The following is a 26,051-nucleotide window of genomic DNA, read 5'->3' as shown; positions in this document are numbered from 1 at the left end:
TAGCGACATCGGTACGTTACAGGTTGAAGCCACGGACGACGCGGGCGAGCCCGCTTTCCACCTCGACCAGCGCGACAGGTGTCTCACCCAGCAGCGCGAAAGCCTGGCCGTCGTCGGCGGCGATCCCGGCCAGCACTCGCCCCTGACGGAGCGCCCCTGCCTGGTCGGGAGTGAGCGAGAGAGCCGGGATGTCGTCCAGCCCCGCGCCCAGCGGCAGAAGGGAGTGTTCAAGACCGCGCGCCTTAGCGAGTTCGTCGAGTTTGTCCAGCGATAACGCCTCGGCGAGCGTGAACGGGCCGGCCTTGGTGCGGCGCAGATAGGTGACGTGGCCGACCGTGCCGAGCGCCAGCGCGATGTCGCGGGCGAGGCTGCGGATGTAGGTGCCTTTGGAGACGTAGGCGGTGAGGGTGACGTGGTCGAGCCGGATAAGATCCTCCCCGGCACGGGGAGGGGGACCGCTCGCCGAAGGCGAGGGGTGGAGGGGGCTCGCCGCCAGCGAGTCGCTCGTGGCCGCCCCCCCTCCACCATCGCTACGCGATGATCCCCCTCCCCGTGCGGGGAAGGATTTGCATACCGCCAGCCCATGCACCGTCACGCCGCGCGTCGCGAGCACCACCTCCTCGCCCGCGCGCGCCAGGTCATAGGCGCGCGCGCCGTCCACCTTGAGCGCCGAATAGGCCGGCGGCACCTGCGCGATCGGCCCGGTGAAGCGCGGCAGCACCGCCTCCAGCCCCGCCAGCGTCGGCAGCACGTCGCTCGTCGCGATCACCTTTCCCTCGGCGTCGAGCGTGTCGGTCTGCTCGCCGAAGCGGATCGTGAAGTCATAGACCTTGTCGCCGTCGAGCATCCGCCCGGCGAGTTTGGTCGCCTCGCCGATCGCGATCGGCAGCACGCCGGTGGCGAGCGGGTCGAGCGTGCCGCCGTGCCCTACCTTAAGCTTGGGCGCGCCCGCGGTGCGCAGCGCCCGCTTCACCGCGGCGACGCCCTGCGTCGACCCCAGCCCGAGCGGCTTGTCGAGGATCAGCCAGCCGTGCACGCGCTCAACCCGCGATCGACTGGGCGAGGCCGAGATACCATTCGGTCAGCGCCTGCGCCGGCGGCGCCACCAGCCGCTGGACGATGTTGGCGCCGGGCACGATCGACGGCAGCACCAGCAGCAGCAGGATGAACAGCAGCAGGCCATATCTCGCGAGCTGGTCCCAGCGCTGCGCCAACCGCTCGGGCAGCAGCCCGGCGACGACGTGCCCACCGTCGAACGGCGGCAGCGGGATCAGGTTGAAGATGGCGAGAAAGACGTTGATCATCACGAAGTTGAGCAGGTTCGCCGCGACGAAGGCGGTGAGGCTGCCGGGCTGGATGCCATAGAGGCTGGGGGTGAGCGCGCCGAGCAGCACCGCGCCGACCAGCGCGAGCACGAGGTTCGACCCCGGCCCGGCGAGCGCCACCAGCATCATGTCGCGACGCGGGTGGGGCAGGCGGCGGGCGTCGACCGGGACCGGCTTGGCCCAGCCGAACACTGGCGCCTTCGCCAGCGCGAGCAGCAGCGGCAGGATCACGGTGCCGACCGGATCGACGTGGCGCAGCGGGTTGAGCGACAGCCGGCGCTGCTCGGCGGCGGTGGGGTCGCCGAGCGCGCGCGCGGCCAGCCCGTGGCTCACCTCATGGAAGACGATCGCGAGCACCAGCGGGATGATCCACACTGCCGCCCGCCAGATGATGCCGGTGGGGTCCATGACGCGCGAGATAGGCGAGGGCGCGCGCTTCGGCTAGGTGGCGGGCGCGTCGACGAGCAACGGCCGCGCTCGCCGGGCGGCGATCACCCGCGCGGCCCTTAACTGCGCCGCCGGCACCACGAGCGCCAGGATCCCGACGACCAGCGCGTCGAGCGCGAGCAGGCCCCATTGCGTAGCGGTCGTCTGGCCCACCGCCCATAGGTTGAGACGGCCGTGCAGCTGCGCGAGCGGCAGTCGCGCCGCGAGCATCAGCAGCAGCGCCCAGGGATAGAGCCACCGGGTCGCTTGCGCGGAGGCGACCGGCCCGACTCCGCCCGACCCCGCGGCGGCGTTGGCGAACCAGAGGAACAATGCCGGCTCGGCGAGCTGCAGCGCCAAGCCGGTCGTCACCCGGAGCGGCAGTACCGCTCCCGCCCCGACGCCCAGCGCGGCCGCGATCGCGGGGGCGTGGATGATGATCGCGGCGGGAATGAGCTCAAGCGCCATGACCCACAGATAGTGCCGGCGCATCGCCTCCGCGGCGGGACGGAGCGGCGCCTCGCCCGCGAGCAGCCGGCGCGTCGCGGCGAAGGCGACGAGGCTGAGCGCGATCATCTTGGGCCAGCCGAGTGCGAGCCGCAGCGGATGATCTGCCGCGGCGGCGTGGACCGCGCGATCGGGCGAGAAGAATCCGACCCGCAACTCGACCGCGTGCTGCGCGAGCTCCAGCCCGACCATCACCGCGACCAGCAGCGGCAGCGCGCGCACCAGCCGCGCGGCGTCGCGGAACGCGCCGCCCCAGGTGCGCAGGAACAGCGCGATCATCGGACATCTCCTTCGTCATCGAACACGAGGATGTCGCCGGGCTGGCAGTCGAGCGCGTGACAGATCGCCTCCAAGGTGGAGAAGCGGATCGCCTTGGCCTTGCCAGTCTTGAGGATCGACAGGTTCGCCAACGTGATGTCGACCGACTGCGAGAGGCCGGTCAGCGTCATGCCGCGCGCCTGCAGGATCGCGTCGAGGTTGACCAGGATCGGCATCAGATCGTCATCGCCAGATCGTCGCGCATCGCCGCACCGGCTCGGAAGACGCGCGCGAGCACGAACATCATTAGCCCTGCAACCCAGCCGGTGAAGCCGGGCACCCAGGTGGCGTGGTCGACGCCGAGCCGATCGAAGCCCAGCACGAACATGCCGTCGGCCAGGTCGAGCACCTGCAGCAGCAGCAGTGCCCAGCCGATCCGCTGGAGCCGGGCGGCATTGGCGGCGACGAACGGGTCACCGGCGCGCACGCTCGACAGGATGGCGCCGAGCGCCACCAGGATCTGGCGCACCGCAACGCAGCCGATCAGTCCCAGCGCCGCCATGGTGCGGAGCATCGCGACGGTCAGGGCGATGTCGTGGCCGGGATATTTGGCGAGGAGATGCGCGCCGATCGCGTCGGCGAAGGCGAAGGAGAGCGCCACGGCGACGACGAAGCCGGCGGCGGCGAGGCTGTTCACCCATCCCGCGACGCGGACCACGCCGCTGGCGACGATCAGGACACGATCCCTCATCTGACACTCTCCTTATTGATTATCGATGTTATCGATATTCAATAAGGCGTCAAGCCTCCGGCGATGGTCGGTCGGTCTCGCGCGCGATGACCTCGACGCCTTTGAGAGGGTGTTGGCGATAGTGCGCCAGCCGCGTCTCGAGCGTGCCGAGGTGGATCTCCAGCTTGTGGCCGTCGGGATCGAGGAAATAGGTCGACGCGCCCTCGCTGCGATCAGTCTTCCAGATCACGCACTCCGCCGTCAGGCGCGCGCTAAGCGCCGCATAGTCCGCCTCTGCCACGCTGAAGGCGAGGTGGGTGTAGTCGGGGTGTGGTGCCGTGCGCGCGGCGTCGTCGTGGAGCAGGCACAGCCACAGCGTGCCCGCCTCGACATAGGCGCCGTGCGCCCAGCGCGCACGCACGGTGCACCCCAGCACGTCGCGGTAGAAGGCGAGCGAGCGCGCCACGTCGCTCACCGCCAGCGTGACATGGTTGATGCCGCTCACCCGCAGGATCGGCTCAGCGCTCACCCCTCTGCCAATGCCGCGCTGAAATGGCGCCGGCACAGCGCGACATAGCGATCGTTGCCGCCGATCTCGGTCTGGCGCCCCGCGGTGACTGGGCGTCCGCCGGCGTCGACGCGCAGGTTCATCGTCGCCTTGCGCCCGCACGCGCACACCGATTTGATCTCCTCCAGCGAGTCCGCGAGCGCGAGCAGCCGCGCCGAGCCCGCAAAGAGCTGGCCGAGGAAGTCGGTGCGCAGGCCATAGGCGAGCACGGGGACGTCCTCGACGTCGGCGAGCCAGGCGAGCTGGTCGACCTGTGAGGCGGTGAGGAACTGCGCCTCGTCCACCAGCACGCACGCCAGCGGCGCGCGCGCGTGCTCGGCCGCGACCACCGCGGCGAGGTCGGTCGCGGCGTCGAACATCGTGGCGGGCGCGGTGAGGCCGATCCGCGAGGTGATCGTGCCCGCGGCGAAGCGATCGTCCACCGCGGCGGTGAACAGCATCGTGCGCATGCCGCGCTCGCGGTAGTTGAAGTCGGCCTGGAGCAGGTTGGTCGACTTCCCCGCGTTCATGCTGGCATAGTAGAAATACAGCTTGGCCATCAGGCGAGCGTCTCGATCGCGAGCGGGGCCTCGGTGCCGGCGTGCCGGGCGAGACGGCGGTCGAAGGTGACGAAGCGTGTGGCTTCCGCCGGTACGACGAGGTGGATCATGTCGGCGAAATCGGCGCCCAAACGATATCGCCCGATGGCCCAGCGTACGCCGTCCTCGTGCTCGAGCGTCACCGTCGTGGTCTCCGCGATTTGCTCGAAGAGGGTGGCGGTGGTGTTGCGCCGCATCGCGTAGCGTCGTCCGCGCAAGACCCACTCGGTCTCCAGCAAACCGTCGTGGTGATGATGACAGGCTTGTCGAAGATAGGATCGGCGGCCGCGGCCTGTACCGGATCGTCGCGCGTGATCCATCGCAGCACCACGTTCGTGTCGACCGCGGTGGTCACCAGCGCTCGGCTCGACGAGCGGCCTCCTCGGCGATCGCCTCGTCCATCTCCTCGAGCGTGACGGGCGGACCCTGATGCTGGTAGATCTCCTTGAAGCGCGCCACCGCCTCTGATGGCGTCAGCGTCTTGACCCGACGGCGCGGCCGCAGCATTACACCGTCGCCGGCGTCGACGACCTCGAGGTCAAGCCCCGGGGCCCAGCCCTTCAGGTCACGGATCGCCTTGGGGACGACGACCTGGCCCTTGTCCGAAAGTCGCGTGATCGCGTTCATGCCGGTAAGATGCGTCTTACCGGCGGGAGCGTCAATCGTCCTCGCCCTCGGCGGGCAGGTCGCGCGCCACCTCGGGGCGACGCAGCAGCGAGTCGATGTGACTGCCCTCGTCGAAGCTCTCGTCTGCCAGGAACTTGAGCTTGGCGGCGTATTTCGTGCGCACGCGATGCGCCACCTCGCGCTGGAGATAGGCGGTGTTGGTGCGCAGCGCCTTGAGCACCGCTTCCTCGTCGCGCCCGAGCAGTGGCTTCACGAACACGGTGGCGTGGCGCAGGTCGGGCGACATCCGCACCTCGGTGATGCTGACCATGTGCGAGGCCAGCGTGTCGTCATGCACGTCGCCGCGCTGGAGGATCTCCGACAGCACGTGACGCACCTGCTCGCCGACGCGCAGCGTGCGGACCGAGCGTTCGCCGCTCTGCTCATTCATCGTCATTACCGTCGACAGGGGTGAAGAAGGTCAGGCGGTTGTGCGACGGATCGTGCACGCCGATCTCCAGCGCGCCCCATGGCATCCGCTGCGGCTCGCCCGGACGCGCATTCTCGAACCCGCGCCCGCGCAGCGTCGAGGCATAGGCCAGGACATCGTCGCACGCGATCCGCACCGAAGCGCCCGGCGCGCCGTCGCCGTAATGTTCCGACAAGTGCAGCGTACAATCCCCGGACTTGACGCCCATGTAGAGCGGCATCCCCGGCTCGAACCGATGCTCGAACACCAATTCGAAGCCGAGGAAATCCAGATAGAACGCCCGCGTCCGCGCCGCATCGAAGCTGCGCAAGACGGGGGTGACCGTACCGAGCGTCGTCATCCCTTACAGCGTGCGCTCGCGCAGCTCGACCTCGTACGTCTCGAGATAGTCGCCGGCCTTGATGTCGACGAAGTTCTGCGAGAACGTGACACCGCACTCCAGGCCCGCGCGCACCTCGGCGACGTCGTCCTTGAAGCGGCGCAGCGACGCGATCTCACCCTGGTAGATGATGACGTCGTTGCGCGTGATGCGCGCCTTGAGCGCCTTGCGAATGACACCCTCGGTGACGAGCAGACCCGCCGCCTTGCCGTGCTTGCCCGCGGAGAAGACCTCGCGGATTTCGGCGCGGCCGACCACCGTCTCGAACGCCTCGGGCCCGAGCTCGCCCGCCATGCCGGCGCGGATCTCGTCGATAAGGTCGTAGATGACGTCATAGTACTTGAGCGCCACCTTCTGCCGCTCGGCGATCTCGCGCGCCTTGGCATTGGCGCGGACGTGGAAGCCGATGATCGGCGCCCCCGACGCACCCGCCAGCGTCACGTCGCTCTCGGTGATCCCGCCGACGCCCGAGTGCAGCACCCGCGCCTTGATGAGGTCGGTCGAGATCTTGTTGATCGACGCGACGATCGCCTCGACCGTGCCCTGCGTGTCGGCCTTCACCACGAGCGGATATTCGATCGCGGCGTTGGCGCGCAGCGCCGAGAACATGTTCTCGAGGCTGGTCGGCGCCGCGGTGGTGCGCTTCTGGAGCAGCACGCTCTGGCGGTATTCGGCTACCTCACGCGCGCGCGCCTCGTTCTCGACCACCTGGAGCTGGTCGCCGGCCGACGGCGTGCCCGACAGGCCGAGCACCTCCACCGGCATCGACGGCCCCGCCTGCTTGAGCTGACGCCCCTTGTCGTCGACCAGCGCGCGGACTTTGCCGCTCTCGGCGCCGACGACGAAGACGTCGCCGACCTTGAGCGTGCCGCGCGTGACCAGCACCGTCGCGACCGGCCCGCGACCCTTGTCGAGCTTCGCCTCGATCACGCTGCCCTCGGCGGCGCGATCGGGGTTGGCGGTGAGATCGAGCAGCTCGGCCTGGAGCTGGATCTTGTCGATCAGCTCGTCGAGGCCGGTCTTCTTGAGCGCGGACACCTCAACGTCCTGCGTCTCGCCGCCCATCATCTCGACTTGGACGTCATGCTCGAGCAGACGCTCGCGCACGCGCTGCGGGTTGGCGTCGTGCTTGTCGATCTTGTTGATCGCCACGATCATCGGCTTGCCTGCCGCCTTGGTGTGGTTGATCGCCTCGATCGTCTGCGGCATCAGCCCGTCGTCGGCGGCGACCACCAGCACCACGATGTCGGTCACGTCCGCGCCGCGCGCGCGCATCGCAGTGAAGGCCTCGTGGCCCGGCGTGTCGAGGAAGGTGATCTTCGACTTGTCCTTCAGCGTCACCTGATAGGCGCCGATATGCTGCGTGATGCCACCCGACTCGCCCTTGGCGACGTCGGTGCCGCGCAGCGCGTCGAGCAGGCTGGTCTTGCCGTGATCGACGTGGCCCATGATCGTGACAACGGGGGGACGCGGCTGGAGCTGGTCCGCCGAATCCTCGGTGGTGTCGAGCGCGAGATCGACGTCCGAGTCGGAGACGCGCACGATATTGTGGCCGAACTCGGTCACCAGCAGCTCGGCGGTGTCCTGGTCGATCGTCTGCGTCATCGTGACGGGCATGCCCATCTTGAACAGCGTCTTGACCAGATCGGCGCCGCGCTCCGCCATGCGGTTGGCGAGCTCCTGCACGGTGATCGCCTCGGGCACCTGAACGTCGCGGACCTGCTTGGCCTGCGGCTCGCGCGGGCCGGAGAAGCCGCGCTTCTCCTTCTCGCGCGCGCGCTTCAGCGCGGCGAGGCTGCGCGCGCGCGCGCCGTCCTCGTTGAGCGCGCGCGTGACGGTCAGCTTGCCGCCGCGGCGCTCGTCACCCTTGCGGTCACGCTGCTGCGGCCGCGCCGGCGCGGCGTTGCGCGGGGTCGCCTGGCCGCTCGGCAGGCTGCGCGACGCGCCGCCCGCGGTCCCGCCGCCGCTCGCCGCCGGGGCGGCGCTGGCGGTCGGTGCAGGGGCTGGCTTCGGCTCGGGCTTGGGCTGCGGCTTGGGGATCTCGGGGCGTGCGACCGGCGAGAAGCGGCGCGGCGCCGGCATCGCCGGGTCGCGGCCCAGCTCGAGCACCGGCGGCGGGGCCGGCGGTGCTGCCGGGGTCGGCGTCGGGGCGGGCGCTGGCGTCGGGCGCTCGGCGACGACCGGCTCGGCCGGGGCGCTCGGCGCCTCCGCGACCGGGGCGGGGGTCGGCTCCGGCGCCGGGGTCGGTTCCGGGGTTGGTTCCGGCGCGGGGGTCGGCGCAGGCGCCTCGGCGGCGGCACGCGCCTCGGCCTCGGCGCGCGCGCGCTCCTCGGCGCGACGACGCTCGTCCTCTACCGCGCGCTGGCGCTCGCCCTCTTCGCGGCGACGCGCTTCCTCCAACGCGTGCATGCGCTGGTCCTCGGCCTCGCGCAGCAGGCGCGCCTGACGCTCCTGCGCGGTCTCGTTGGAGATCGGCGGGCGCGGCGCGGGGCGCGCCGGGGCAGGCGCCGGAGTGGCGGCGATCGGCTCGGGCGTCGGCGCCTGCGTCGGCTCGGGCGTGCCCTGCGGACCGAGCACGCGGCGACGCTTCACCTCGACCACCACCGTATTGCTACGGCCGTGGCTGAAGCTCTGCTTCACCTTGCCGGTCTCGACCGTGCGCTTCAGCCCCAGCGGCGCGCGCATCCCGAGTTTCGGCTTGTCGTTGTCGGTCTCGCTCACTCAAATTCCTCGTGCAATCTCACGGCCGAAGCGGGCCCGGCGGTGCCGGGCGCCGATGCGCCTTGCGCGGCCGTAGCGCAAGGTGCGGAGGTCAGTTCAGGGCCGATAAAGTGCAGCCAGCGGTCGAGCGCTTCGCCCAATCGTCCGGCCGCGGTGCGGTCTATGACGCCGATGTGTACCACATTCTCGCGGCCCAGCGCCAACGACAATATGGGGCGCTCGACCGGCAACGCCAAGCCCTTGAGGTCACTTCCTTCGCGATCGCTGCCGACGCGCCACGCCTGGGCTAGCTTGCGGCGCCCGTCCTCGCGCGCGTCGGCGGCGTGGTACAGCGCGTGCAGCTTTCCCGAGCGCGCGGCGGTCTCGATCCGCTCGGCGCCGGTCGCGATCGTGCCGGCACGCGCCTCGAGCCCGAGTCGGTCGAGCGCGTTCCGCTCCAGCGCGGCGGCGATCAGGTCGGGCAGATCGTCGGGGACGGTCAGCTCGCCGGTCTTGAACGCGCGCGCGAGGGCGCCGCGCAGCTTGCCCTTGGCGATCGCCTGTTCGAGTTCGGGACGCGCGACGCCGACCCACGCGCCGCGCCCGGGCGCCTTGGCGCGCACGTCGGGCAGCATGCGCCCGTCCGGGGCAAGCGCGAGGCGGACGAGCCGCGCCGGATCGGCACGCTCGCGCGTGAGGATGCAGGAGCGGACGGGTTCGCTCATGCGCGCGCCTCCTTTATAATGAAGAGGGAGGCCCATCGATGCGCGAACGCGTGCCCTGCGTGTACCTGCTGGCGAGCGCGCGTCATGGCACTCTGTACGTCGGCGTGACGGCGGCGTTGGCGGCGCGGGTCGCGCAGCATCGTTGCGGAAACGCTGACAGCTTCACCAAGCGACACGAAGTGACGCGGCTCGTCTGGTATGAGACGGCCGAGATGATGGTCGACGCGATCGCTGCCGAGAAGCGCATCAAACGATGGCCACGTCAGTGGAAGTTCAACCTCATCGAGCGCGACAATCCGCATTGGGATGATCTGGCAGCCGGTCTGGGTTTGCCGCCGCTGCGTGGGTGAGAGTCGGTCAGCCCAACTCGCGCCGTCACCCCGGACTTGTTCCGGGGCCCACTTGTCCGCGTGCGCCACCGCCGGCGGGCGCGCGGCACGGTGGATCCCGACACAAGGCCGGGATGACGGGTGAGCCAGCGACTGCGCGAGACCGCCTAGAGTCTCATTGCCCGGGTGCCGCATGCGCGTCTCCCTGGCTGGAAGACGCCGCACCCGCCGCGCCCGCGTCGCGGTCGGCGAGCAATTGCCCGCCCGCGCCGTAATTCTCGGTTGATATTTCCTCGATCACGACCTGCACCGCGGCCGGGTTCTTACCCAGCCGCGTCACCAGCGAGGAGGTGACATCGGCCACGATCCCCGCCTTCTGCTCGCGCGTCGCGCTGCCCGCCAATCGGATCGAGACGAACGGCATCAGGCCTGCGTCTCCTGCTCGGCGCCCGCGTCGCCGGCGCTCTCGGCGTCGGCGCTCTCGCCCGCCGCGCCGTCCTCGTCCTCGAACCAATGCGCGCGCGCGGCCATGATGATCTCATTGCCCTGCTCGTCGCTCAGCCCGTACTCGCCGAGCACGCCGCCGTTGCCGCGACCGTCGTTGCGCGAGTCGCGGCGCGGCGCGTCGTCGTTGCGGCGGCGCGGCTCGGCGCGCTTCTTCTCGACCAGCTCGTCGGTGGCGAGGTCCGCCAGATCGTCGAGCGTCTTGATTCCCGCCTTGCCGAGCGTGACCAGCATCGCCTCGGTCAGATACGGCAGCTCGGCCAGCGCGTCCTCGACGCCCAAGGCCTGGCGCTCCTCGCGCGCGGCCTGCTCGCGGCGGTCGAGTGCCTCCTGCGCGCGGCTCTGCAGCTCCTGCGCGAGATCCTCGTCGAAGCCCTCGATCCCGGCGAGCTCGTCGAGCTCGACATAGGCGACCTCTTCCAGCGCGCCGAAGCCCTCGGCCACCAGCAGCTGCGCCAGCGTCTCGTCGACGTCGAGCTCGTTCTGGAACAGCTCGGAATTCTTCACGAACTCCTGCTGGCGCTTCTCGCTGGCATCGGTCTCGGTGAGGATGTCGATCGCCTTGGCGGTGAGCTGCGAGGCGAGGCGGACGTTCTGGCCGCGGCGGCCGATCGCGAGGCTCAGCTGGTCGTCGGGGACGACCACCTCGATGCGATCCTCTTCCTCGTCGATCACCACGCGCGCGACGTTGGCGGGCTGGAGTGCGTTGACGACGAAGGTGGCGGTGTCGGGCGACCAGGGGATGATGTCGATCTTCTCGCCCTGCATCTCCTGCACCACCGCCTGGACGCGGCTGCCCTTCATGCCGACGCAGGCGCCGACCGGGTCGATGCTGGAATCGTGCGAGATCACACCGATCTTGGCGCGGCTGCCGGGATCGCGCGCGGCCGCCTTGATCTCGATGATGCCGTCGTAGATCTCGGGCACTTCCTGCGCGAACAGCTTCTTCATGAAGTCGGGGTGGGCGCGGCTGAGGAAGATCTGCGGCCCGCGGTTCTCGCGCACCACCTTCAGGATCAGCGAGCGGATGCGGTCGTTGACGCGCACCACCTCGCGCGGGATCTGCGCGTCGCGGCGGATCACGCCCTCGGCGCGGCCGAGGTCCACGACGATATGGCCGAACTCGACGCGCTTGACGACGCCGGTGATGATCTCGCCGGCGCGGTCCTTGAACTCCTCATACTGGCGCTCGCGCTCGGCGTCGCGCACCTTCTGGAAGATCGTCTGCTTGGCGGCCTGCGCCTGGATGCGGCCGAACTCGATCGGGGGCAGCGGGTCGACCAGATAGTCCCCGACGCTCGCGCCCGGCTGGAGCTTCTGCGCGCCGGTGACGTCGACCTGCTTGTAGATGTCGTCGACCAGCTCGACCACCTCGACGACGCGCCACAGCCGCAGGTCGCCGTTGTTGGGATCGAGCTTGGCGCGGATGTCCATCTCCTGGCCGTAGCGGGTGCGCGCGGCGCGCTGGATCGCGTCCTCCATCGCCTCGATGACGATCGCCTTGTCGATCATCTTCTCCGACGCGACCGAGTTGGCGATCGCGATCAGCTCGGCACGGTTGGCGGTGACCCCGGTGGCCATCAGTTCGATTCCTCTTCTTCGGTATCGGCGTCCGCGTCCGCGGACATGTCCTCTATCTCTTCGTCGGCGCCCTCCATCGAGAGCGGCACGGTCGCGGCGATCAGCCGGTCGGTGAGCACCAGCTTGGCGTCGGCGATCAGCGCGAAGGGTACGCGCGCCAGCTCGTGCGTGCGCGAGTGGCGGATCGCGATCTGGCCGTCGGCGTCGATCCCTTCCAGATCGCCCTTGAACTGTTTCTGCCCGTCGACCGGTTCGGTGAGCACGATGCGCGCCTCATGGCCGGCCCAGTCGGTGAAATCCTGCCGACGCGTCAGCGGCCGGTCGATGCCGGGCGACGACACCTCGAGCCGGTAGGCGCCCTCGATCGGGTCGCGTCCCTCAGCCTCAAGCTGGTCGAGCATGTCGGACAGCCGGCGCGACAGCTCGGCGCAGTCGTCGATGGTGAGCTGGCGCGTGTCGGGGCGCTCGGCCATCACCTGGAGCGTGCGCTCGTCCCCTTTGCCGAACAGCCGCACGCGCACCAGCGCGAAACCGAGCGCCTGCGCCTCGGGTTCGATCAGTCGGTAGAGGGAGTCGTTGTCGCTCAAGTGCACCTGCCGGACATGCGTTGGTTGCCGCCGCGGAGCGAGCCCCGCAGCCCCTTGCACCTCGCGATGTAAGAGAAAGCAACGCGGATATAGCGGCCTCCCCCCGCGGTCGCAAGCGGCAGGGTGGTGTACGGACAAAATCGCGCGCGCCGACAGCGGCCGCGGCGATCGTGTAACTAAATGTGGCCATGTCGCTCGAGGCTTTCAGCGCACGCGCGCGTCCGGCTAGGCAGGGCCAAGGCCGGGCGACGCTGTCCTCCGGCGCAGGGGAGATACGCCATGATCAGCCGTCGCATCGCCACGACACTCGCCGCCGCGCTGCTGGCCTATGCCGCGCCGACCCTCGCCCAGACGACGCCGCCCTTCACGATCACGCCGGTGGCCGACTTCGACTCGCCTTGGGCGATGACCTTCCTGCCGGACGGCCGCATGCTGGTCACCGAGAGGGCTGGACAGCTGCTGCTGGTCGCCGCCGACGGCGCGACGCGGCGTACGGTCGCGACGCTGCCGGTCAGCGCGGCGGGGCAGGGGGGGCTGATGGACGTGGTGCTCGCCCCCGATTTCGCGCGCAGCCACCGCGTCTATCTGAGTTACTCGGCGGCCGGACAAAGCGGCAAGGGCGTGGTGCTCGCGCGCGGCACGCTCGCGGGGGCGGCGGGGGCGGAGCAGCTGTCCGGTGTCGAGACGCTCTACCGCGCCACCCCGCTGGTGGACGGTGACGGCCATTTCTCGGGCCGGATCGCTTTCTCCCCCGACGGCCAGCATCTGTTCTTCACCGCGGGCGAGCGGCAGAAGTTCACGCCTGCGCAGGACAAGCAGGCGGCGCTCGGCAAGGTGCTGCGGCTCACCCCGGACGGCCGGCCTGCGCCCGGCAACCCGCTCGCGGCGCAGGGCTTCCTCCCCGAGGTGTGGAGCTACGGCCACCGCAACCTGCTCGGCCTCGCGTTCGATCGCGCGGGTCGCCTATGGGAGCAGGAGATGGGCCCCAAGGGCGGCGACGAGGTCAACCTGATCCTGCCGGGACGCAACTACGGGTGGCCGAACGCCTCCAACGGCACGCACTATGACGGCCGCGACATCCCCGATCATCGCGCCGGCGACGGTTATGAGGCGCCCAAGGTGTGGTGGAACCCGTCGATCTCGCCCGGCGGGCTGATGATCTACTCGGGCGGCTTGTTCCCGCAGTGGCGCGGCGACGCCTTCATCGGGGGGCTCTCGTCCAAGTCGCTGCTGCGCGTTCACCTCGACGGCACCTCAGCGGGCAAGGGCGACCAGTGGGACATGGGCGCGCGCATCCGCGAGGTGGAGCAGGGGCCGGACGGGGCGATCTGGGTGCTCGAGGACGGCGGCGAGAAGGGGCAGGGACGCTTGCTGAAGCTGACGCCACCGGCGTGAGCGTCGTCGTGCCGGCGCGCTGAACCCTTGACGCTGCACTGCACAATCGCCAGCTGGGCCGGTACAGCATCGCAACCGGGGAAATAACATGGCGACCGTCGTCGCCGACGTGCGCCACGCGCCCGTCGGGCTGATCCATCTGTCGCTCGCGGTCGGCGGCTTCGCGATCGGCACCACCGAGTTCGCGACGATGAGCCTGCTGCCCGACATGGCGCGGAGCCTGCACGTTGACGCGCCCACCGCGGGCCATGTCATCAGCGCTTATGCGCTGGGCGTGGTGGTCGGCGCGCCGACGCTGGCGGTGCTCGGCGCGCGGATGGCGCGCCGCACGCTGCTGATCGCGCTCATGACGCTGTTCGCGGTAGGCAACCTGCTTTCGGCGTTGGCGCCGAGCTACGCGACGATGATGCTGGCGCGCTTCGTGGCGGGGCTGCCGCACGGCGCCTATTTCGGCATCGCGATGCTGGTCGCCGCTTCGCTGGTGGAGCAGCGCAAGCGCACCCAGGCGGTGGCGCGCGTGATGCTCGGGCTGACCGTGGCGACGATCGTGGGCGTGCCGCTCGCCAACTTTATGGGACAGGTGCTCGGCTGGCGGTCGTGCTTCGTGGTGGTGACGGCGCTCGCGGCGTTGACCGCAACGCTGGTCGCTGCCTTTGCGCCCCGCGACCGCGGCGACCCCGCCGCCAGCCCGCTGCGCGAACTCGGTGCGTTGCGCCGTGCGCAGGTCTGGCTCACGCTCGGCATCGGCGCGATCGGCTTTGGCGGCATGTTCGCGGTCTATACCTATCTTGCCGACACGATGGCGGCGGTGACGCAGGTCGGGCCGCGGCTGGTACCGTTCGCGCTGATGAGCTTCGGCGTGGGCATGACGCTGGGCAACATTGTCGTGCCGCGCTTCGCCGATCGCGCGCTGCTGCCCACCGCGGCGGCGGTGCTGGTGTGGGCGCTTGTCGCGCTGCTGCTGTGGCCGCTGGCGGCGCCGCATCTCTGGTCGGTGCTGCTGGCGATGTTCGCGATCGGCGTGAGCGGCGCGCTCGGCAGTGTGCTCCAGACCCGGCTGATGGACGTGGCGGGCGACGCGCAGGCGCTGGCGGCGGCGCTCAATCACTCGGCGTTCAACACCGCCAACGCGCTGGGGCCGTGGCTCGGCGGGATGGTGATCGCGGCGGGCTATGGCTGGACCTCGACGGGCTATGTCGGGGCGGCGCTGGCGGTGTGTGGGCTGGCGGTGCTGGGCGTGTCGGCGGCGGTGGAGCGATCGTCCGCCAGAAGAACACTGGCCCGCGCTTGACGGCGAGCAGCGACGGATCACCTCCCCCCGTCGCACCTGGCCACTAAGCACCGGGAACGACGGCTTGGCGTCAGTGAGCGCCTGTTGATGGGCCGGCGTCTCAGCCCAGCGCGGTCAGGTGGCGATCAGATCGCCCGCGGTCGCGTCTGACGCCGTTCTCACATCACGATACCCGGTTTCGCCTCCGCGATCGCGGCGAGCACCATCCGCTCCCACACCGCGACATCGCCCGCCGCCGCCATCGCCGGGCTCGGCGCGCGCAGCGTGTGGAGCACCGCGATCGCGTCGTCGCGATAGTCCTTCCATGTCGCCTCGACCTGCGCAGAGGCCGACTCCGACTGGCCGTGTCCGTTGGCGCTGAGATGCTGACCGGCGAGGACGCGCGCGATGCGGTCGACGGCGGGTGAGGTGGCGGTGTCCATGCGAGTTGCTCCTTCTCCTGTGGTGCAAACGTCTTAGCACGGGCGCGGCTCCGACGCGCGGCGGCCGTCGCGCGCCGCGAACGCGATTGACTCGGGCCGCGCTTGCCGTAGAGCGGCGACACGTCGATGCCGGGCGACCGGCATGGGCAGGCGCGGGAGAGTGCGGCGGGCCTTGCAGGCCGGTAGCCGCCGCCGAAGGAGCAACCACCCCGGAATCTCTCAGGCAGCAGGGACCGCGCCGGCCTTCATCGACGCTCTGGAAAGCGGCGGCGCATGTCTCGGGCAGGCGCCTCCCACCGAAGGGGTAACCCGCGCGTGCGCGGGGAAAGCTCTCAGGTCCCGTGACAGAGGGGGAAACGGATCACGCCGGGTGACCGGCGCGATTCGCCCTCGCACGCACGGACATGATGATGAGCGACTCCGTTCCCCCATCGACCGACCTCCCGATCGACGACGAGCTCGAGCCGATCGAGATCCTCGCCCTCCCGCTCGACTCCTGGCACCGCCAGCGCGGCGCGCGCATGGTCGAGTTCGCCGGCTACCACATGCCCGTCCAGTATGAGGGCATCATGGCCGAGCATCTGTGGACGCGCGAGCATGCCGGGCTGTTCGACGTCAGCCACATGGGCCAGCTCGGCATCACGGGGTCGAACGTCGCCGCCGCGCTCGAGGCGCTGATGCCCGCGGCGATCAGCGACGCGCCGCTCAACAAGGCGCGCTACTCGCTGCTGCTCGACGACCAGGGCGGCGTGCTCGACGACCTGATGCTGACGCCGCAGGCCGAGGACCGCGTCTACATGGTCGTCAACGGCGCGACCAAATACGACGACGTCGCGCACATGATCGAGCGTCTGCCCGACGAGATCACACTCAACCTGATGGAGGAGCATGCGCTGCTCGCGGTGCAGGGGCCGGAGGCGGTCGCCGCGGTGGCGCGGCTGATCCCCGGCGTCGACGCCATGGTGTTCATGCAGGCGGGCGCGTTCGACTGGCAGGGTCACGAGCTGTGGATCAGCCGCTCGGGCTATACCGGCGAGGACGGCGTCGAGATCTCGGTTCCCGCCGAGGCGGCGGTGGCGCTTGCCGACGCGCTGGTGGCGCAGCCCGAGATCAAGCCGATCGGCCTCGGCGCCCGCGACTCGCTGCGGCTCGAGGCGGGGCTGCCGCTGTACGGCCACGACCTCGATCCCACCACCACGCCGGTGATGGCTGACCTCGGCTTCGCGCTGGCCAAGCGCCGCCGCGAGGCCGCCGACTTCCCCGGCGCCGCGCGCGTGCTCGCCGAGCGTAAGGCGGGACCGGCGCTGCGCCGCGTCGGGCTGCTCGTCGAGGGGCGCCAGCCGGTGCGCGAGGGTGCGACCGTGGTCGACGATGGCGGCGCTACCGTCGGCCGCGTCACCAGCGGCGGCTTCGCGCCGACCGTCGGGGCGCCGATCGCCATGGCCTATGTTCCCGCGGCGCTCGCCGCGCCCGGCACCAGCGTGACGCTGTCGCAGCGCGGCAAGCCGCACCGCGCGACCGTCACCGGGATGCCGTTCGTTCCCCACCGTTACTTCCGAGGAGTGAAGTGAGATGAGCCGATATTTCACCGAGGATCACGAGTGGATCGAGGTCGAGGGCCAGACCGGCACGGTCGGCATCAGCGACTATGCGCAGGGCCAGCTCGGCGACATCGTCTTCGTCGAGGCGCCGGACTCGGGTCGTAGCCTGAGCAAGGGCGACGAGGCGGCGGTGGTCGAGAGCGTCAAGGCCGCGTCGGACGTCTATGCGCCCGTGTCGGGCACGGTGACCGAGGGCAATCCCGCGCTCGCCGACGAGCCGTCGCTGGTCAATTCGGATCCCGAGGGCGAGGGCTGGTTCTTCAAGCTGACGCTCAGCGATCCGAGCGAGCTCGAGGCGCTGATGGACGAGACCGCCTACGCCGCCTTCGTCGCCAAATTGTGATGTGACGCCCCTCCCGCGCGGGAGGGGCGGAACCCCTCCCCGAGGGGAGGCGGGAGAGACCAGACCATGCGCTACCTTCCTCTCACTCCGTCCGACCGCGGCGACATGCTCGCGGTGATCGGCGCCTCCTCGATCGACGACCTGTTCGTCGACGTGCCCGAGTCCGCGCGGCTCGACGGCCCCGTGCGCGACCTGCCGCTCCACGCCAGCGAGCTGGCGGTCGAGCGCCACATGACCGCGCTGGCGCGCAGGAACACCGTCGCGGGCGAGGTGCCCTTCTTCCTCGGCGCCGGCGCCTATCGCCACCACGTGCCGGCCTCGGTCGATCATCTGATCCAGCGCGGCGAGTTCCTCACCGCCTACACGCCCTATCAGCCCGAGATCGCGCAGGGCACGCTGCAGATGCTGTTCGAGTTCCAGACGCAGGTCGCGCGCCTGCTCGGGACCGACGTGGCCAACGCCAGCATGTACGACGGCTCGACCGCCTGCTGGGAGGCGATCGGCATGGCGCGGCGGATCACGCGGCGCGGCAAGGCGCTGCTCTCGTCCGGGCTGCACCCGCATTACGTGTCGGTCGCCAAGACCATGGCGCGCTACACCGGCGACCTGCTCGAGACCGGCGCGCCCGCGCTGACCGCGGAGACCGACGTCGACCAGCTGATCGCTGCGATCGACGCGGACACCTCGTGCGTCGTCGTGCAATATCCCGATATCCTCGGTCGCGTCGCGGACCTGACGCCGCTCGCCGAGGCCTGCCAGGCGAACAAGGCGCTGCTGATCGCGGTGGTGACCGAGCCGGTCGCGCTGGGGGCGCTGCGCGCGCCGGGCGAGATGGGCGCGGACATCGTCGTCGGCGAGGGGCAGTCGCTCGGCGTTGGGCTCCAGTTCGGCGGCCCATACGTCGGGCTGTTCGGTTGCAAGGACAGATATGTCCGCCAGATGCCCGGCCGACTGTGCGGCGAGACCGTCGACGCCGACGGGCGCCGCGGCTTCGTGCTGACGCTCTCGACGCGCGAGCAACATATCCGCCGCGAGAAGGCGACCAGCAACATCTGCACCAACTCGGGCCTGTGTGCGCTGGCCTTCTCGATCCACATGACCCTGCTGGGCGAGGCGGGGCTGCGCCGGCTCGCCGGGATCAACCACGCGACCGCGTGCCGCGCCGCCGACCGGCTCGCGCGCGTGCCCGGCGTGCGCGTGATCAACGACGCCTTCTTCAACGAGTTCACGCTCGACCTCGGGCAGGAAGCGCGGCCGGTGGTGCGCACGCTGGCAGAGCGCGGCGTGCTCGCGGGCGTGTCGCTCGGGCGGCTCTACCCGGGCGAGGCGGCGTTGGAGAACGGTCTGGTGGTGGCGGTGACCGAGACGGTGACCGACGAGGATATCGAGGCGCTGGCGACGGCGCTGACGGAGGTGCTGGCATGACGATCAACCAGAGCGGCTGGAAGCCGACCGCGCCCGCGGGCCGCGGCGACGCGGCGGGTGCGACCTTCACCGGCAACAAGGCGCTGATGCTGGAGGAGCCGCTGATCTTCGAGATCGGCGACGACCAGACGACGGGCGTCGATTTCGCCGCGGGTGACGTGGCGGGCTCGCGGCTGGGTGGCCTGACGCGCAAGAACCCGATCGGGCTGCCGGGCCTGTCAGAGCCCGAGACGGTGCGCCACTATACGCGGCTGAGCCGGCAGAATTACGCGATCGATCTCGGCCTCTTCCCGCTTGGTTCGTGCACGATGAAGCACAATCCGCGGCTCAACGAGAAGATGGCGCGGCTGCCGGGCTTCGCCGACGTCCACCCGCTCCAGCCGATCGACACGGTGCAAGGCGCGCTGGAGGTGATCCACCAGCTCGCCCACTGGCTCGTCACGCTCACCGGCATGCACTCGGTGGCGATGAGTCCCAAGGCGGGCGCGCACGGCGAGCTGTGCGGCATCCTTGCGATCAAGGCGGCGCTGAAGAAGCGCGGCGAGGGGCACCGCAAGGTCATCCTGGTGCCCGAGTCGGCGCACGGCACCAACCCCGCGACCGCGGCCTTCGCCGGCTTCAGCGTGGAGGACATTCCCGCCACCGCCGAGGGGCGCGTCGACACCGCGGCGCTCACGGCGCGGCTCGGCCCGGACGTGGCCGGGGTGATGATCACCAACCCCAACACCTGCGGCCTGTTCGAGCGCGACCTCAAGGCGATCTCGGACGCGGTCCATGCCGCGGGCGGTTACGTCTATTGCGACGGGGCAAATTTCAACGCGATCGTCGGGCGGGTGCGCCCGGGCGACCTCGGCGTTGACGCGATGCACATCAACCTGCACAAGACCTTCTCCACCCCGCACGGCGGCGGCGGGCCGGGCTCGGGGCCGGTGGTGTTTTCCGAGGCGCTGACGCCGTTCGCGCCGCTGCCGTTCGTCGAGCGCGACGGCGACCAGTTCCGCCTCGTCGAGGAGGAGAATGCGGATGAGCATCACGCCGACAGCTTCGGCCGCATGGTCGCCTTCCACGGCCAGATGGGCATGTTCACGCGCGCGCTGACCTACATCCTCAGCCACGGCGCGGACGGGCTGCGCCAGGTCGCCGAGGACGCGGTGCTCAACGCCAATTACGTGCTGCGCCGGCTGGAGGACACGCTCGACGCGCCGTTCGCCGGCTCGGGTCCGTGCATGCACGAGGCGATCTTCTCGGATCGCGGGATGGCGCCGGGTTTCTCCACGATCGACATCGCCAAGGCGCTGATCGACGAAGGCTATCACCCGATGACCATGTACTTCCCGCTGGTCGTCCACGGCGCCATGCTGGTGGAGCCGACCGAGACCGAGAGCAAGGCGGCGCTCGACCAGTTCATCGGCGCGCTGCGCTCGGTGGCGGAGCGCGCCAAGGCGGGCGACGAGTCGCTCAAGACCGCGCCGCATTTCGCCCCGCGCGCGCGGCTCGACGAGACGCTGGCGGCGCGCAAGCCGGTGCTGGTGTGGAAGCCGAAGTTGGCGGAGGCGCAGGCGGCGGAGTAGCAGGCAGACCGGCGAGCGTACCCGCGGTCTTTGGCGGCGACGTTGGCGCATGCTGCGCCACGTCGTTGCTACAATGAAGGATGAGGATCTCGATCGATTGGCGGGAGCTGGCGGCGCAAGGGCTTGCCTATCTGCTGGGCTGTCTGTCCTGGGTGACCGCGGCAGAACCCTCCAAGACACTCGATCTGCTCCGACGCGATCTCGCGGCCATGGCGCGCGGAGAGCCGCTGACCTCCGCGAACACCGTCGCGCCTTGGCGTGGGATATGGGCCGCCGCGTCGGGCGCGTGGGACCCGATAGCGCTCATCATCTGCTTCTTACTGGCGCTTCTGCTGGTGGAAGGCGCGCGCAAGCGCAGACGCGATTACCTCTGCTGCGGCGCCTTCGTCGGTCTGACGCTGGCCGGGCCGGCGATGTTCGTGCTCTCGCCGGCAAGCCAAGGGATGTTCCTGTGCGTGCCGGGCGCGGTCGCCGTCGCGATCGCGGCCGTCACATGGCGCCTGATCATCTCTCCGGATCGATCCGGACCGGCGCGTCTCCGGCGCGGGTGACGCCGCTTCTCGGCCGAACCGACGTCGTCGCTCAGCCAATCCCCTGCGCCGTCGCCTGCCGCGTCTCCTCACGGCGGCGGACATGCTCGCGCCACACGATATACAGCCCCGCCGCGACGATCACCGGCGCGCCGACCCAGGTCGCTCGGTCGGGGAGGTGGTCGAACACCAGCCAACCGAGCAACGTCGCCCATAGCAGGGACGTATAATCCATCGGCACGACCGCGGAGACTGGCCCCAAGGTGAGCGAACTCGTCATCGCCACCTGCGCTGCGCCGCCGAACAGGCCGCACGACAGCAGCACAACCCATAGCCACGTTGTGTGCGGTTGCGCCCAGATCGCGTAGGCGATCCCGAGCGGCACCAGCGAGAGCGTCGAGAACCAGAAGACGGTGGTGAGCGGTCTCTCGGTGCGCCCGATCGTGCGCAGCAGGATCGTCACCACCGCGGTCAGCACCGCCGCGAGCAGCCCGCTCAGCGCGCCGTAAAGCGGGATCTCATGGCCGCCGGGCTGCGCCACGATGACGACGCCAGCGAAGCCGACCGCGACCGCCGCCCAGCGGCGCCATCCGGTCGGCTCCTTCAGCACGAGTGCGCCGAGCACGGTCGCGAAGATCGGCATCGAGAAGCCGATCGTCGTCGCCTCGGCGAGCGGCAGCACCGTCAGCGTGTAGAAGGTGAAGGCCATCGAGATGAGCCCCACGGTCGCGCGCGCGAGATGCGCCCCGAACCGTTGCGTCGGCAGCGTCGCGAACCCGGGCCCGACGCCCACCACCGCGGTGACGAGCAGCGCCGCGCCGCACTGACGCCAGAAGAGGATCTCGGCGAGATGCGCGCCGCCCGCCTCAGCCAGCTTGATGCAGGTGTTCATTAGCGCGAACAGCGCCACCGAGGTGAGCCGCAGCGCGACGGCGAGCAGGATGCGATCGGATGCCACGCGCGGCGCCATAGCGGCTTTCGGTGCGCGTTGGTGACGTAAGTGCGACGCCTCGCCGACGGAACGACCTCGGAACGAAGCGATGCCTCGCGAGCTACCGGTATGTTGCTCCACGTCAGGCAGAACCCCTATGCTCTCGATGCGTCATATCGGATCCTTCGCCGTGATCGTCACGGTGCCGCTCACGCTCGCGGCGGCGCCGGCGCGCGCCGCCGAGGTGTCGACTCATGTGCTCGATCTGGCGCGCGGGACAGGAGGGAGGGGCGTGCCGGTGAGCCTCGAACGCCGGTCGGCGGCCGGTCGCTGGGAGCGCGTCGGCGAGGCGAACACCGACGCGGACGGGCGCGTGCGGCGGATCGGCGATCCCGCGACGATCGGGGTCGGCATCTACCGACTCACGTTCGACATGGCGCGCTACCCCGACGAAGCGGCCAAGCCGTTCTTCCCCGAGATCACGCTCACCTTCAGCGTGACGGACGCCGCCGCGCACTATCACGTGCCGGTCGCCGTGAGTCCCTATGGCTACTCGACCTATCGCGGCAGCTGAGCCCCGCGACGCGGCGGTTTACGCGCGCCCGGCTTCGCGTGTACGGGCGCGCGATGATCAAGCATGCTCTCCCCGTCACGCGCGAGGCCGACTTCGCCGCCTGGTACCAGTCCGTCATCGCCGAGGCCGATATGGCGGAGGAATCGGGCGTGCGCGGCTGCATGGTGATCCGGCCATGGGGCTACGGCATCTGGGAGCGCATCCAGCGCCTGCTCGACGATCGCATCAAGGCGACCGGGCACGAGAATTGCTATTTCCCCGTCTTCATCCCGCTCTCCTATTTCGAGCAGGAGGCCGCGCACGTCGAGGGCTTCGCCAAGGAGATGGCGGTGGTCACCCACCATCGCCTGATCGCCGACGGCAAGGGCGGGCTGGTGCCCGATCCCGAGGCCAAGCTGGAGGAACCGTTGGTGGTCCGCCCCACCTCGGAAACGGTGATCGGCCACGCCTTCGCGCGCTGGGTGCAGTCGTGGCGCGACCTGCCGGTGCTAATCAACCAATGGGCCAATGTCGTCCGCTGGGAGATGCGCACGCGCATGTTCCTGCGCACCGCCGAGTTCCTGTGGCAGGAGGGGCATACCGCCCACGCCTCGGCAGAGGAGGCGCGCGAGGAGACGCTGCGGATGCTCGAGGTGTACCGCGACTTCGCCGAGAGCGACCTCGCGCTGCCGGTGGTCGCGGGCGAGAAGCCCGAGAATGAGCGCTTCCCCGGCGCGGTGGCGACCTACTCGATCGAGGCGATGATGCAGGACGGCAAGGCGCTCCAGGCGGGCACCTCGCACTTCCTCGGCACCAATTTCGCCAGCGCCCAGAACATCCGCTTTCAGAACAACGCGGGCGAGCTCGAACTCGCCAACACCACCAGCTGGGGCGTGTCGACGCGCACCATCGGCGCGCTGATCATGGTCCACGGCGACGACGACGGGATGCGCGTGCCGCCGCGGGTCGCGCCGTGGCAGGTGGTGATCGTGCCGATGCTGCGCGACACGCCCGAGGACGAGGCGCTGGTCACCTATTGCCGCGAGCTGCAGCAGGCGCTGGCGCGGCAGAGCGCGCTGGGCGAGCCGCTGCGCGCGCTGCTCGATCTCAAGCCGGTGAAGTCGACCACCAAGCGCTGGGGCTGGGTGAAGAAGGGCGCGCCGCTGGTGATCGAGGTGGGCGGGCGCGACATGGCGGCGGGCAATGTCTCGCTGATCCGCCGCGACCGGCTGTACCGTGCCGACGGCAAGCTCGACAGCGTGGCGATGCCGCGCGACGCGCTCGTCGCCGAGGCGCCCGCGCTGCTCGAGGCGATCCAGCAGGCGCTGTACGACGAGGCCGCGGCGCGGCTGCGCGCGGGGATCACCGCGGCGGCCGACTGGGCCGCGGTGGCGGCGCATTTCGCGCCCGAGGCGCGCAACCCGGGCTGGCTCGAGGTGCAATGGGCACGTCCGACCGGCGCCGCGCTCGACGCGGTGGTGGAGAAGCTCAAGGCGCTCAAGCTGACGCTGCGCAACGCCCCGAGCGATCAGGCGCCGGCGGACGGCACCTGCGTCTTCACCGACGCGCCGGCAGTGGAACGCGTGCTGGTCGGCCGCGCCTATTGAGCGCGGCGGCACCGGCGCCGTTTAGAACAGCCCGTCCTCTTCCTCCGACTCCGCGGTGAGCAGCGCCATGCCGGGCAGCAGGAACCCGGCATGGACGTCGCGCTCGGCCGTCATGGTGTAAGTCGCGGCGACCTGGTCGAGCAGCGCGCGCAGCGCCGCGTCGCCCACACCGGGCAGCGTGTCGGCGACACGGACACCCTGCGCGCCAAGCTGCTCGCCGATCGCGGCGACCTCGCTGGCGAGCGCGAGCGGACGCTCCAGCACCGCATTGGCAGCCTGCAGCTCGGCGATGAGCGCGCGCGCCTCGCCTTCGCCGTCGCGAATGCCGCGTTCGCTGGTCACATGGCCGTCGCGGATCACCTCGGCGGCGAGCGCCAGCCGGTGGCCGGTGGCGCCACCGCGCGAGCGATGCGACGCCGCGATCGTCGCGCCGCTCGCGGACAGCGCCGCCATCGCGGCGGTGATCGCGGCGGTGGCGCGGTCCAGCTGTGTCGCGCAGGTCCCCACCTCGACCGCTACCACCGCCACCGCACGCCCCATCACGCCGAAGCGACGACACAGTAGCCGGGTGTTCACCGCCATGTCGCCGACGTCGCGGCGGATCAGGCGCAAGCCGTCGCAGCGCTGTGCCAGGCCATCGAGCGAATCGGTGGTCAGCCGCACCAGCGCGTCGGTGTCGCGATCGGCGTCGTGCAGCTGCTCGGTCAGGGCGCTCACCGCCGCGACGTCGCGATCGAGCTCGCCCAAGGGGTCGCCGCCGTCGCCCTCGGCCATCGCCGCGATCAGCGTGAGCAGTCGCTCGGTCTCGTCGCCGATCGCGCGCAGCGCCTCGACCAGCTGCGCCGCGCCGGTGGCGAAGTCGGCCGCCAGCGCGTGGGTCTGTGCCGCGGCGAGCGCGCGCAGATGGGCGCCCACGGCGGTGTCGCCGTCGCGCTCGGCGGCGTCGGCATAGGCCAGGGTCGCCACGACATGCTCGATCCGCTGCCGCGTGCTGTCGCCGACCTGGAGCGCGTTGAGCGCCGAGCCGACCCGCCTCGCCACGGTGCGCGCCGCCGCGGCGAGCTCGGCCGCGCCGTGGCGCAGCGTCTCGCGGTAGCGGTCCAGCGCCGCGGCGTCATGCTCGAGCCGGTCGGGCACCTCGGGCACCACCTTCGCGCCCTCGGCGCGCAGCCGCGTGGAGGCGGCGCTGCCGCGCGTGATCCCGGCGGCGAGCGTGCTCAGCTCGGCGAGGATGTGCGCGATATGCTGCTCGCCCTGCTGCAAGCGGTGCAACATGCCGTCCACGAAATCGACGAACACCGCCTCGCCCGAGGCCGCGATCTTGATGTTGGGGCCGTAGAGCTCGAGCAGCCGCAGCGTGTCGCGCATCTCCAGCACGCGCGCGCGGATCACGTCGAGCTGGATCGCGATCGCGCCCAGCTCGGCGTCGCGCTCGGCCTGCGCCGCGGGCAGGGTGGTGAGCCGCTGCGCGACCGCGCGCAGATCGGCGACCGACTCGGTCGCCGCGGCGGCATCGATCGCGTGGGTCACGCCATCGAGCGCGCCGATCACGCGCTGCACCGCGCCGACCGCGCTCGCGAGCGTACGGCCGGCCTCGACGAAATGGCGGTCGAGCTCGGCCGCCAGCGCCGCCAGCACGGCGGCGGGCACCGTCGTTTCGGCCTGCTGTCCGGTGTCCAGCGCTACCATGTGCGGCATCGCGTCACTCCTCCCGGCGCGGGCTCAGGCCGAGGGCACCAGCTTCCGGACGATCTTGAGCAATGCATCGGCCTCGACCGGCTTGGTGAGCCAGCCGGTCGCACCCGCTGCCTTGGCGACGTTGCGCATGTCCTGCGCCGATTCGGTGGTGAGCAGGACGATGGGCGTGAAGCTCAGGCCGGGCAGCTGGCGCGCGACGCGGACCAGGTCGATCCCGCTCAGCGATCCCATGTTCAGATCGGTCAGGATCATCGCCGGCTTGAGTCCGCCGCTGAGCAGCTCGAGCGCCTGCTCGCCGCTCTCGGCCTTGTGCACCGTGAGGCTGGTCTCGCCGAGCATGATCTCGACGCTCATCAGCATCGAGGGGGAATCGTCGACGATCAGGATCGGA

General features: G+C 70.5%; 30 protein-coding genes and 2 riboswitches. Of the genes, 10 read left to right on the top strand and 20 right to left on the bottom strand.

Annotated features, from left to right (window positions below; genetic code table 11):
- Window positions 1-16: 16 nt before the first annotated feature.
- The 13 genes from truB to FHY03_RS00995 all read right to left on the bottom strand — a co-directional run bounded on the left by truB (window position 17) and on the right by FHY03_RS00995 (window position 9,292).
- Window positions 17-1,036, bottom strand: a complete 1,020-nt coding sequence (gene truB, locus FHY03_RS01055; protein WP_183928192.1) for a tRNA pseudouridine(55) synthase TruB — start codon at window positions 1,034-1,036, stop codon at window positions 17-19.
- A 4-nt stretch (window positions 1,037-1,040) separates the two neighbouring features.
- Window positions 1,041-1,733, bottom strand: coding sequence for a site-2 protease family protein (locus tag FHY03_RS01050; protein ID WP_183921212.1), 693 nt, complete (start codon window positions 1,731-1,733; stop codon window positions 1,041-1,043).
- Window positions 1,734-1,766: 33 nt separating this feature from the next.
- A complete protein-coding gene (locus FHY03_RS01045; RefSeq protein ID WP_183921211.1) occupies window positions 1,767-2,537 on the bottom strand; it encodes a hypothetical protein in 771 nt (256 codons plus the stop codon).
- Window positions 2,534-2,752 carry a helix-turn-helix transcriptional regulator gene (locus FHY03_RS01040; RefSeq protein ID WP_183928190.1) on the bottom strand — a complete coding sequence of 73 codons (219 nt, stop codon included), beginning with the start codon at window positions 2,750-2,752 and terminating at the stop codon, window positions 2,534-2,536. Before FHY03_RS01040 ends, FHY03_RS01045 begins: the two co-directional genes overlap by 4 nt.
- Window positions 2,752-3,267, bottom strand: a complete 516-nt coding sequence (locus FHY03_RS01035; protein WP_183921209.1) for a DUF2975 domain-containing protein — start codon at window positions 3,265-3,267, stop codon at window positions 2,752-2,754. Before FHY03_RS01035 ends, FHY03_RS01040 begins: the two co-directional genes overlap by 1 nt.
- A 49-nt stretch (window positions 3,268-3,316) precedes the next feature.
- Window positions 3,317-3,751 carry a VOC family protein gene (locus FHY03_RS01030; RefSeq protein ID WP_183921504.1) on the bottom strand — a complete coding sequence of 145 codons (435 nt, stop codon included), beginning with the start codon at window positions 3,749-3,751 and terminating at the stop codon, window positions 3,317-3,319.
- A 20-nt stretch (window positions 3,752-3,771) separates the two neighbouring features.
- Complete coding sequence (locus tag FHY03_RS01025; RefSeq protein WP_183921208.1) at window positions 3,772-4,353, bottom strand: thymidine kinase; 582 nt, start codon at window positions 4,351-4,353, stop codon at window positions 3,772-3,774.
- Window positions 4,353-4,631 carry a type II toxin-antitoxin system VapC family toxin gene (locus FHY03_RS01020; protein WP_183928188.1) on the bottom strand — a complete coding sequence of 93 codons (279 nt, stop codon included), beginning with the start codon at window positions 4,629-4,631 and terminating at the stop codon, window positions 4,353-4,355. Before FHY03_RS01020 ends, FHY03_RS01025 begins: the two co-directional genes overlap by 1 nt.
- Before the next feature lie 112 nt (window positions 4,632-4,743).
- Window positions 4,744-5,019, bottom strand: coding sequence for an AbrB/MazE/SpoVT family DNA-binding domain-containing protein (locus tag FHY03_RS01015; protein ID WP_183928186.1), 276 nt, complete (start codon window positions 5,017-5,019; stop codon window positions 4,744-4,746).
- A gap of 31 nt (window positions 5,020-5,050) precedes the next feature.
- The gene (rbfA, locus tag FHY03_RS01010) at window positions 5,051-5,455 is read right to left on the bottom strand and encodes a 30S ribosome-binding factor RbfA (protein ID WP_183921205.1); all 405 of its coding nucleotides are present in this window, start codon (window positions 5,453-5,455) and stop codon (window positions 5,051-5,053) included.
- A complete protein-coding gene (locus FHY03_RS01005) occupies window positions 5,442-5,828 on the bottom strand; it encodes a glyoxalase superfamily protein (RefSeq protein ID WP_183928184.1) in 387 nt (128 codons plus the stop codon). The genes rbfA and FHY03_RS01005 overlap by 14 nt, the downstream gene beginning before the upstream one ends.
- A 3-nt stretch (window positions 5,829-5,831) precedes the next feature.
- Window positions 5,832-8,588, bottom strand: coding sequence for a translation initiation factor IF-2 (gene infB / locus FHY03_RS01000; RefSeq protein WP_183928182.1), 2,757 nt, complete (start codon window positions 8,586-8,588; stop codon window positions 5,832-5,834).
- Complete coding sequence (locus tag FHY03_RS00995; RefSeq protein ID WP_183928180.1) at window positions 8,585-9,292, bottom strand: DUF448 domain-containing protein; 708 nt, start codon at window positions 9,290-9,292, stop codon at window positions 8,585-8,587. Before FHY03_RS00995 ends, infB begins: the two co-directional genes overlap by 4 nt.
- A gap of 38 nt (window positions 9,293-9,330) precedes the next feature.
- Here FHY03_RS00995 and FHY03_RS00990 point away from each other — a divergent pair, with 38 nt between their 5' ends.
- The gene (locus FHY03_RS00990; protein ID WP_183928178.1) at window positions 9,331-9,642 is read left to right on the top strand and encodes a GIY-YIG nuclease family protein; all 312 of its coding nucleotides are present in this window, start codon (window positions 9,331-9,333) and stop codon (window positions 9,640-9,642) included.
- Window positions 9,643-9,796: 154 nt separating this feature from the next.
- Here the strand turns inward: FHY03_RS00990 and FHY03_RS00985 are convergent, their stop codons facing one another.
- From FHY03_RS00985 to rimP, 3 genes are read right to left on the bottom strand one after another with little or no spacing between them, the layout of a single operon-like run.
- Window positions 9,797-10,045 (bottom strand): 4-oxalocrotonate tautomerase family protein, encoded by a 249-nt coding sequence (locus FHY03_RS00985; protein WP_183928176.1) that lies wholly within the window; start codon window positions 10,043-10,045, stop codon window positions 9,797-9,799.
- On the bottom strand, window positions 10,045-11,706 hold the full coding sequence (gene nusA / locus FHY03_RS00980) for a transcription termination factor NusA (protein WP_183921199.1): 1,662 nt from the start codon (window positions 11,704-11,706) through the stop codon (window positions 10,045-10,047). Before nusA ends, FHY03_RS00985 begins: the two co-directional genes overlap by 1 nt.
- A complete protein-coding gene (gene rimP / locus FHY03_RS00975; protein ID WP_183921198.1) occupies window positions 11,706-12,293 on the bottom strand; it encodes a ribosome maturation protein RimP in 588 nt (195 codons plus the stop codon). Before rimP ends, nusA begins: the two co-directional genes overlap by 1 nt.
- Window positions 12,294-12,572: 279 nt before the next feature.
- Here rimP and FHY03_RS00970 point away from each other — a divergent pair, with 279 nt between their 5' ends.
- Window positions 12,573-13,688 (top strand): PQQ-dependent sugar dehydrogenase, encoded by a 1,116-nt coding sequence (locus tag FHY03_RS00970; RefSeq protein ID WP_183928174.1) that lies wholly within the window; start codon window positions 12,573-12,575, stop codon window positions 13,686-13,688.
- Between the two features lie 88 nt (window positions 13,689-13,776).
- The gene (locus FHY03_RS00965; RefSeq protein ID WP_183928172.1) at window positions 13,777-14,979 is read left to right on the top strand and encodes an MFS transporter; all 1,203 of its coding nucleotides are present in this window, start codon (window positions 13,777-13,779) and stop codon (window positions 14,977-14,979) included.
- Window positions 14,980-15,137: 158 nt separating this feature from the next.
- On the opposite strand, the gene FHY03_RS00960 is transcribed toward FHY03_RS00965, so the two are convergent.
- Window positions 15,138-15,401, bottom strand: a complete 264-nt coding sequence (locus tag FHY03_RS00960) for a hypothetical protein (RefSeq protein ID WP_183921195.1) — start codon at window positions 15,399-15,401, stop codon at window positions 15,138-15,140.
- Window positions 15,402-15,544: 143 nt separating this feature from the next.
- Window positions 15,545-15,647: riboswitch (glycine riboswitch) on the top strand.
- Window positions 15,648-15,759: riboswitch (glycine riboswitch) on the top strand.
- Window positions 15,760-15,811: 52 nt separating this feature from the next.
- On the opposite strand from FHY03_RS00960, the gene gcvT reads away from it, so the two are divergent.
- The 5 genes from gcvT (at window position 15,812) to FHY03_RS00935 (ending at window position 20,892) form a co-directional block, all read left to right on the top strand.
- The gene (gene gcvT / locus FHY03_RS00955; protein ID WP_183928169.1) at window positions 15,812-16,972 is read left to right on the top strand and encodes a glycine cleavage system aminomethyltransferase GcvT; all 1,161 of its coding nucleotides are present in this window, start codon (window positions 15,812-15,814) and stop codon (window positions 16,970-16,972) included.
- Window position 16,973: 1 nt separating this feature from the next.
- Window positions 16,974-17,345, top strand: a complete 372-nt coding sequence (gcvH, locus tag FHY03_RS00950) for a glycine cleavage system protein GcvH (protein WP_183921193.1) — start codon at window positions 16,974-16,976, stop codon at window positions 17,343-17,345.
- 66 nt (window positions 17,346-17,411) lie between these two features.
- The gene (gene gcvPA, locus FHY03_RS00945) at window positions 17,412-18,770 is read left to right on the top strand and encodes an aminomethyl-transferring glycine dehydrogenase subunit GcvPA (protein WP_183928167.1); all 1,359 of its coding nucleotides are present in this window, start codon (window positions 17,412-17,414) and stop codon (window positions 18,768-18,770) included.
- On the top strand, window positions 18,767-20,341 hold the full coding sequence (gene gcvPB, locus FHY03_RS00940) for an aminomethyl-transferring glycine dehydrogenase subunit GcvPB (protein WP_183928165.1): 1,575 nt from the start codon (window positions 18,767-18,769) through the stop codon (window positions 20,339-20,341). Before gcvPA ends, gcvPB begins: the two co-directional genes overlap by 4 nt.
- An 80-nt stretch (window positions 20,342-20,421) precedes the next feature.
- Entirely contained in the window at window positions 20,422-20,892 is a 471-nt protein-coding gene (locus tag FHY03_RS00935; RefSeq protein WP_183921190.1) for a hypothetical protein, read from the top strand.
- 31 nt (window positions 20,893-20,923) lie between these two features.
- On the opposite strand, the gene FHY03_RS00930 is transcribed toward FHY03_RS00935, so the two are convergent.
- Complete coding sequence (locus FHY03_RS00930) at window positions 20,924-21,841, bottom strand: DMT family transporter (RefSeq protein ID WP_183921189.1); 918 nt, start codon at window positions 21,839-21,841, stop codon at window positions 20,924-20,926.
- A gap of 127 nt (window positions 21,842-21,968) precedes the next feature.
- Between FHY03_RS00930 and uraH the strand changes: the two genes are divergently transcribed.
- Window positions 21,969-22,376, top strand: a complete 408-nt coding sequence (gene uraH, locus FHY03_RS00925; RefSeq protein WP_183921188.1) for a hydroxyisourate hydrolase — start codon at window positions 21,969-21,971, stop codon at window positions 22,374-22,376.
- Window positions 22,377-22,429: 53 nt separating this feature from the next.
- The gene (locus tag FHY03_RS00920; protein ID WP_183921187.1) at window positions 22,430-23,962 is read left to right on the top strand and encodes an aminoacyl--tRNA ligase-related protein; all 1,533 of its coding nucleotides are present in this window, start codon (window positions 22,430-22,432) and stop codon (window positions 23,960-23,962) included.
- Window positions 23,963-23,983: 21 nt separating this feature from the next.
- Here the strand turns inward: FHY03_RS00920 and FHY03_RS00915 are convergent, their stop codons facing one another.
- Both FHY03_RS00915 and FHY03_RS00910 read right to left on the bottom strand, forming a co-directional pair.
- Window positions 23,984-25,660: a hypothetical protein gene (locus tag FHY03_RS00915; RefSeq protein ID WP_183928163.1), complete on the bottom strand. Its 1,677-nt coding sequence runs from the start codon at window positions 25,658-25,660 to the stop codon at window positions 23,984-23,986.
- A gap of 24 nt (window positions 25,661-25,684) precedes the next feature.
- Window positions 25,685-26,041, bottom strand: a complete 357-nt coding sequence (locus FHY03_RS00910; protein WP_311721309.1) for a response regulator — start codon at window positions 26,039-26,041, stop codon at window positions 25,685-25,687.
- Window positions 26,042-26,051: the final 10 nt, after the last annotated feature.

This window comes from Sphingomonas sp. BK345, from assembly GCF_014193845.1.
Classification (GTDB): Bacteria; Pseudomonadota; Alphaproteobacteria; order Sphingomonadales; family Sphingomonadaceae; genus Sphingomonas.
Note: the sequence above shows the minus strand (reverse complement) of the source record. Positions and strands in the feature narration are given on the sequence as shown.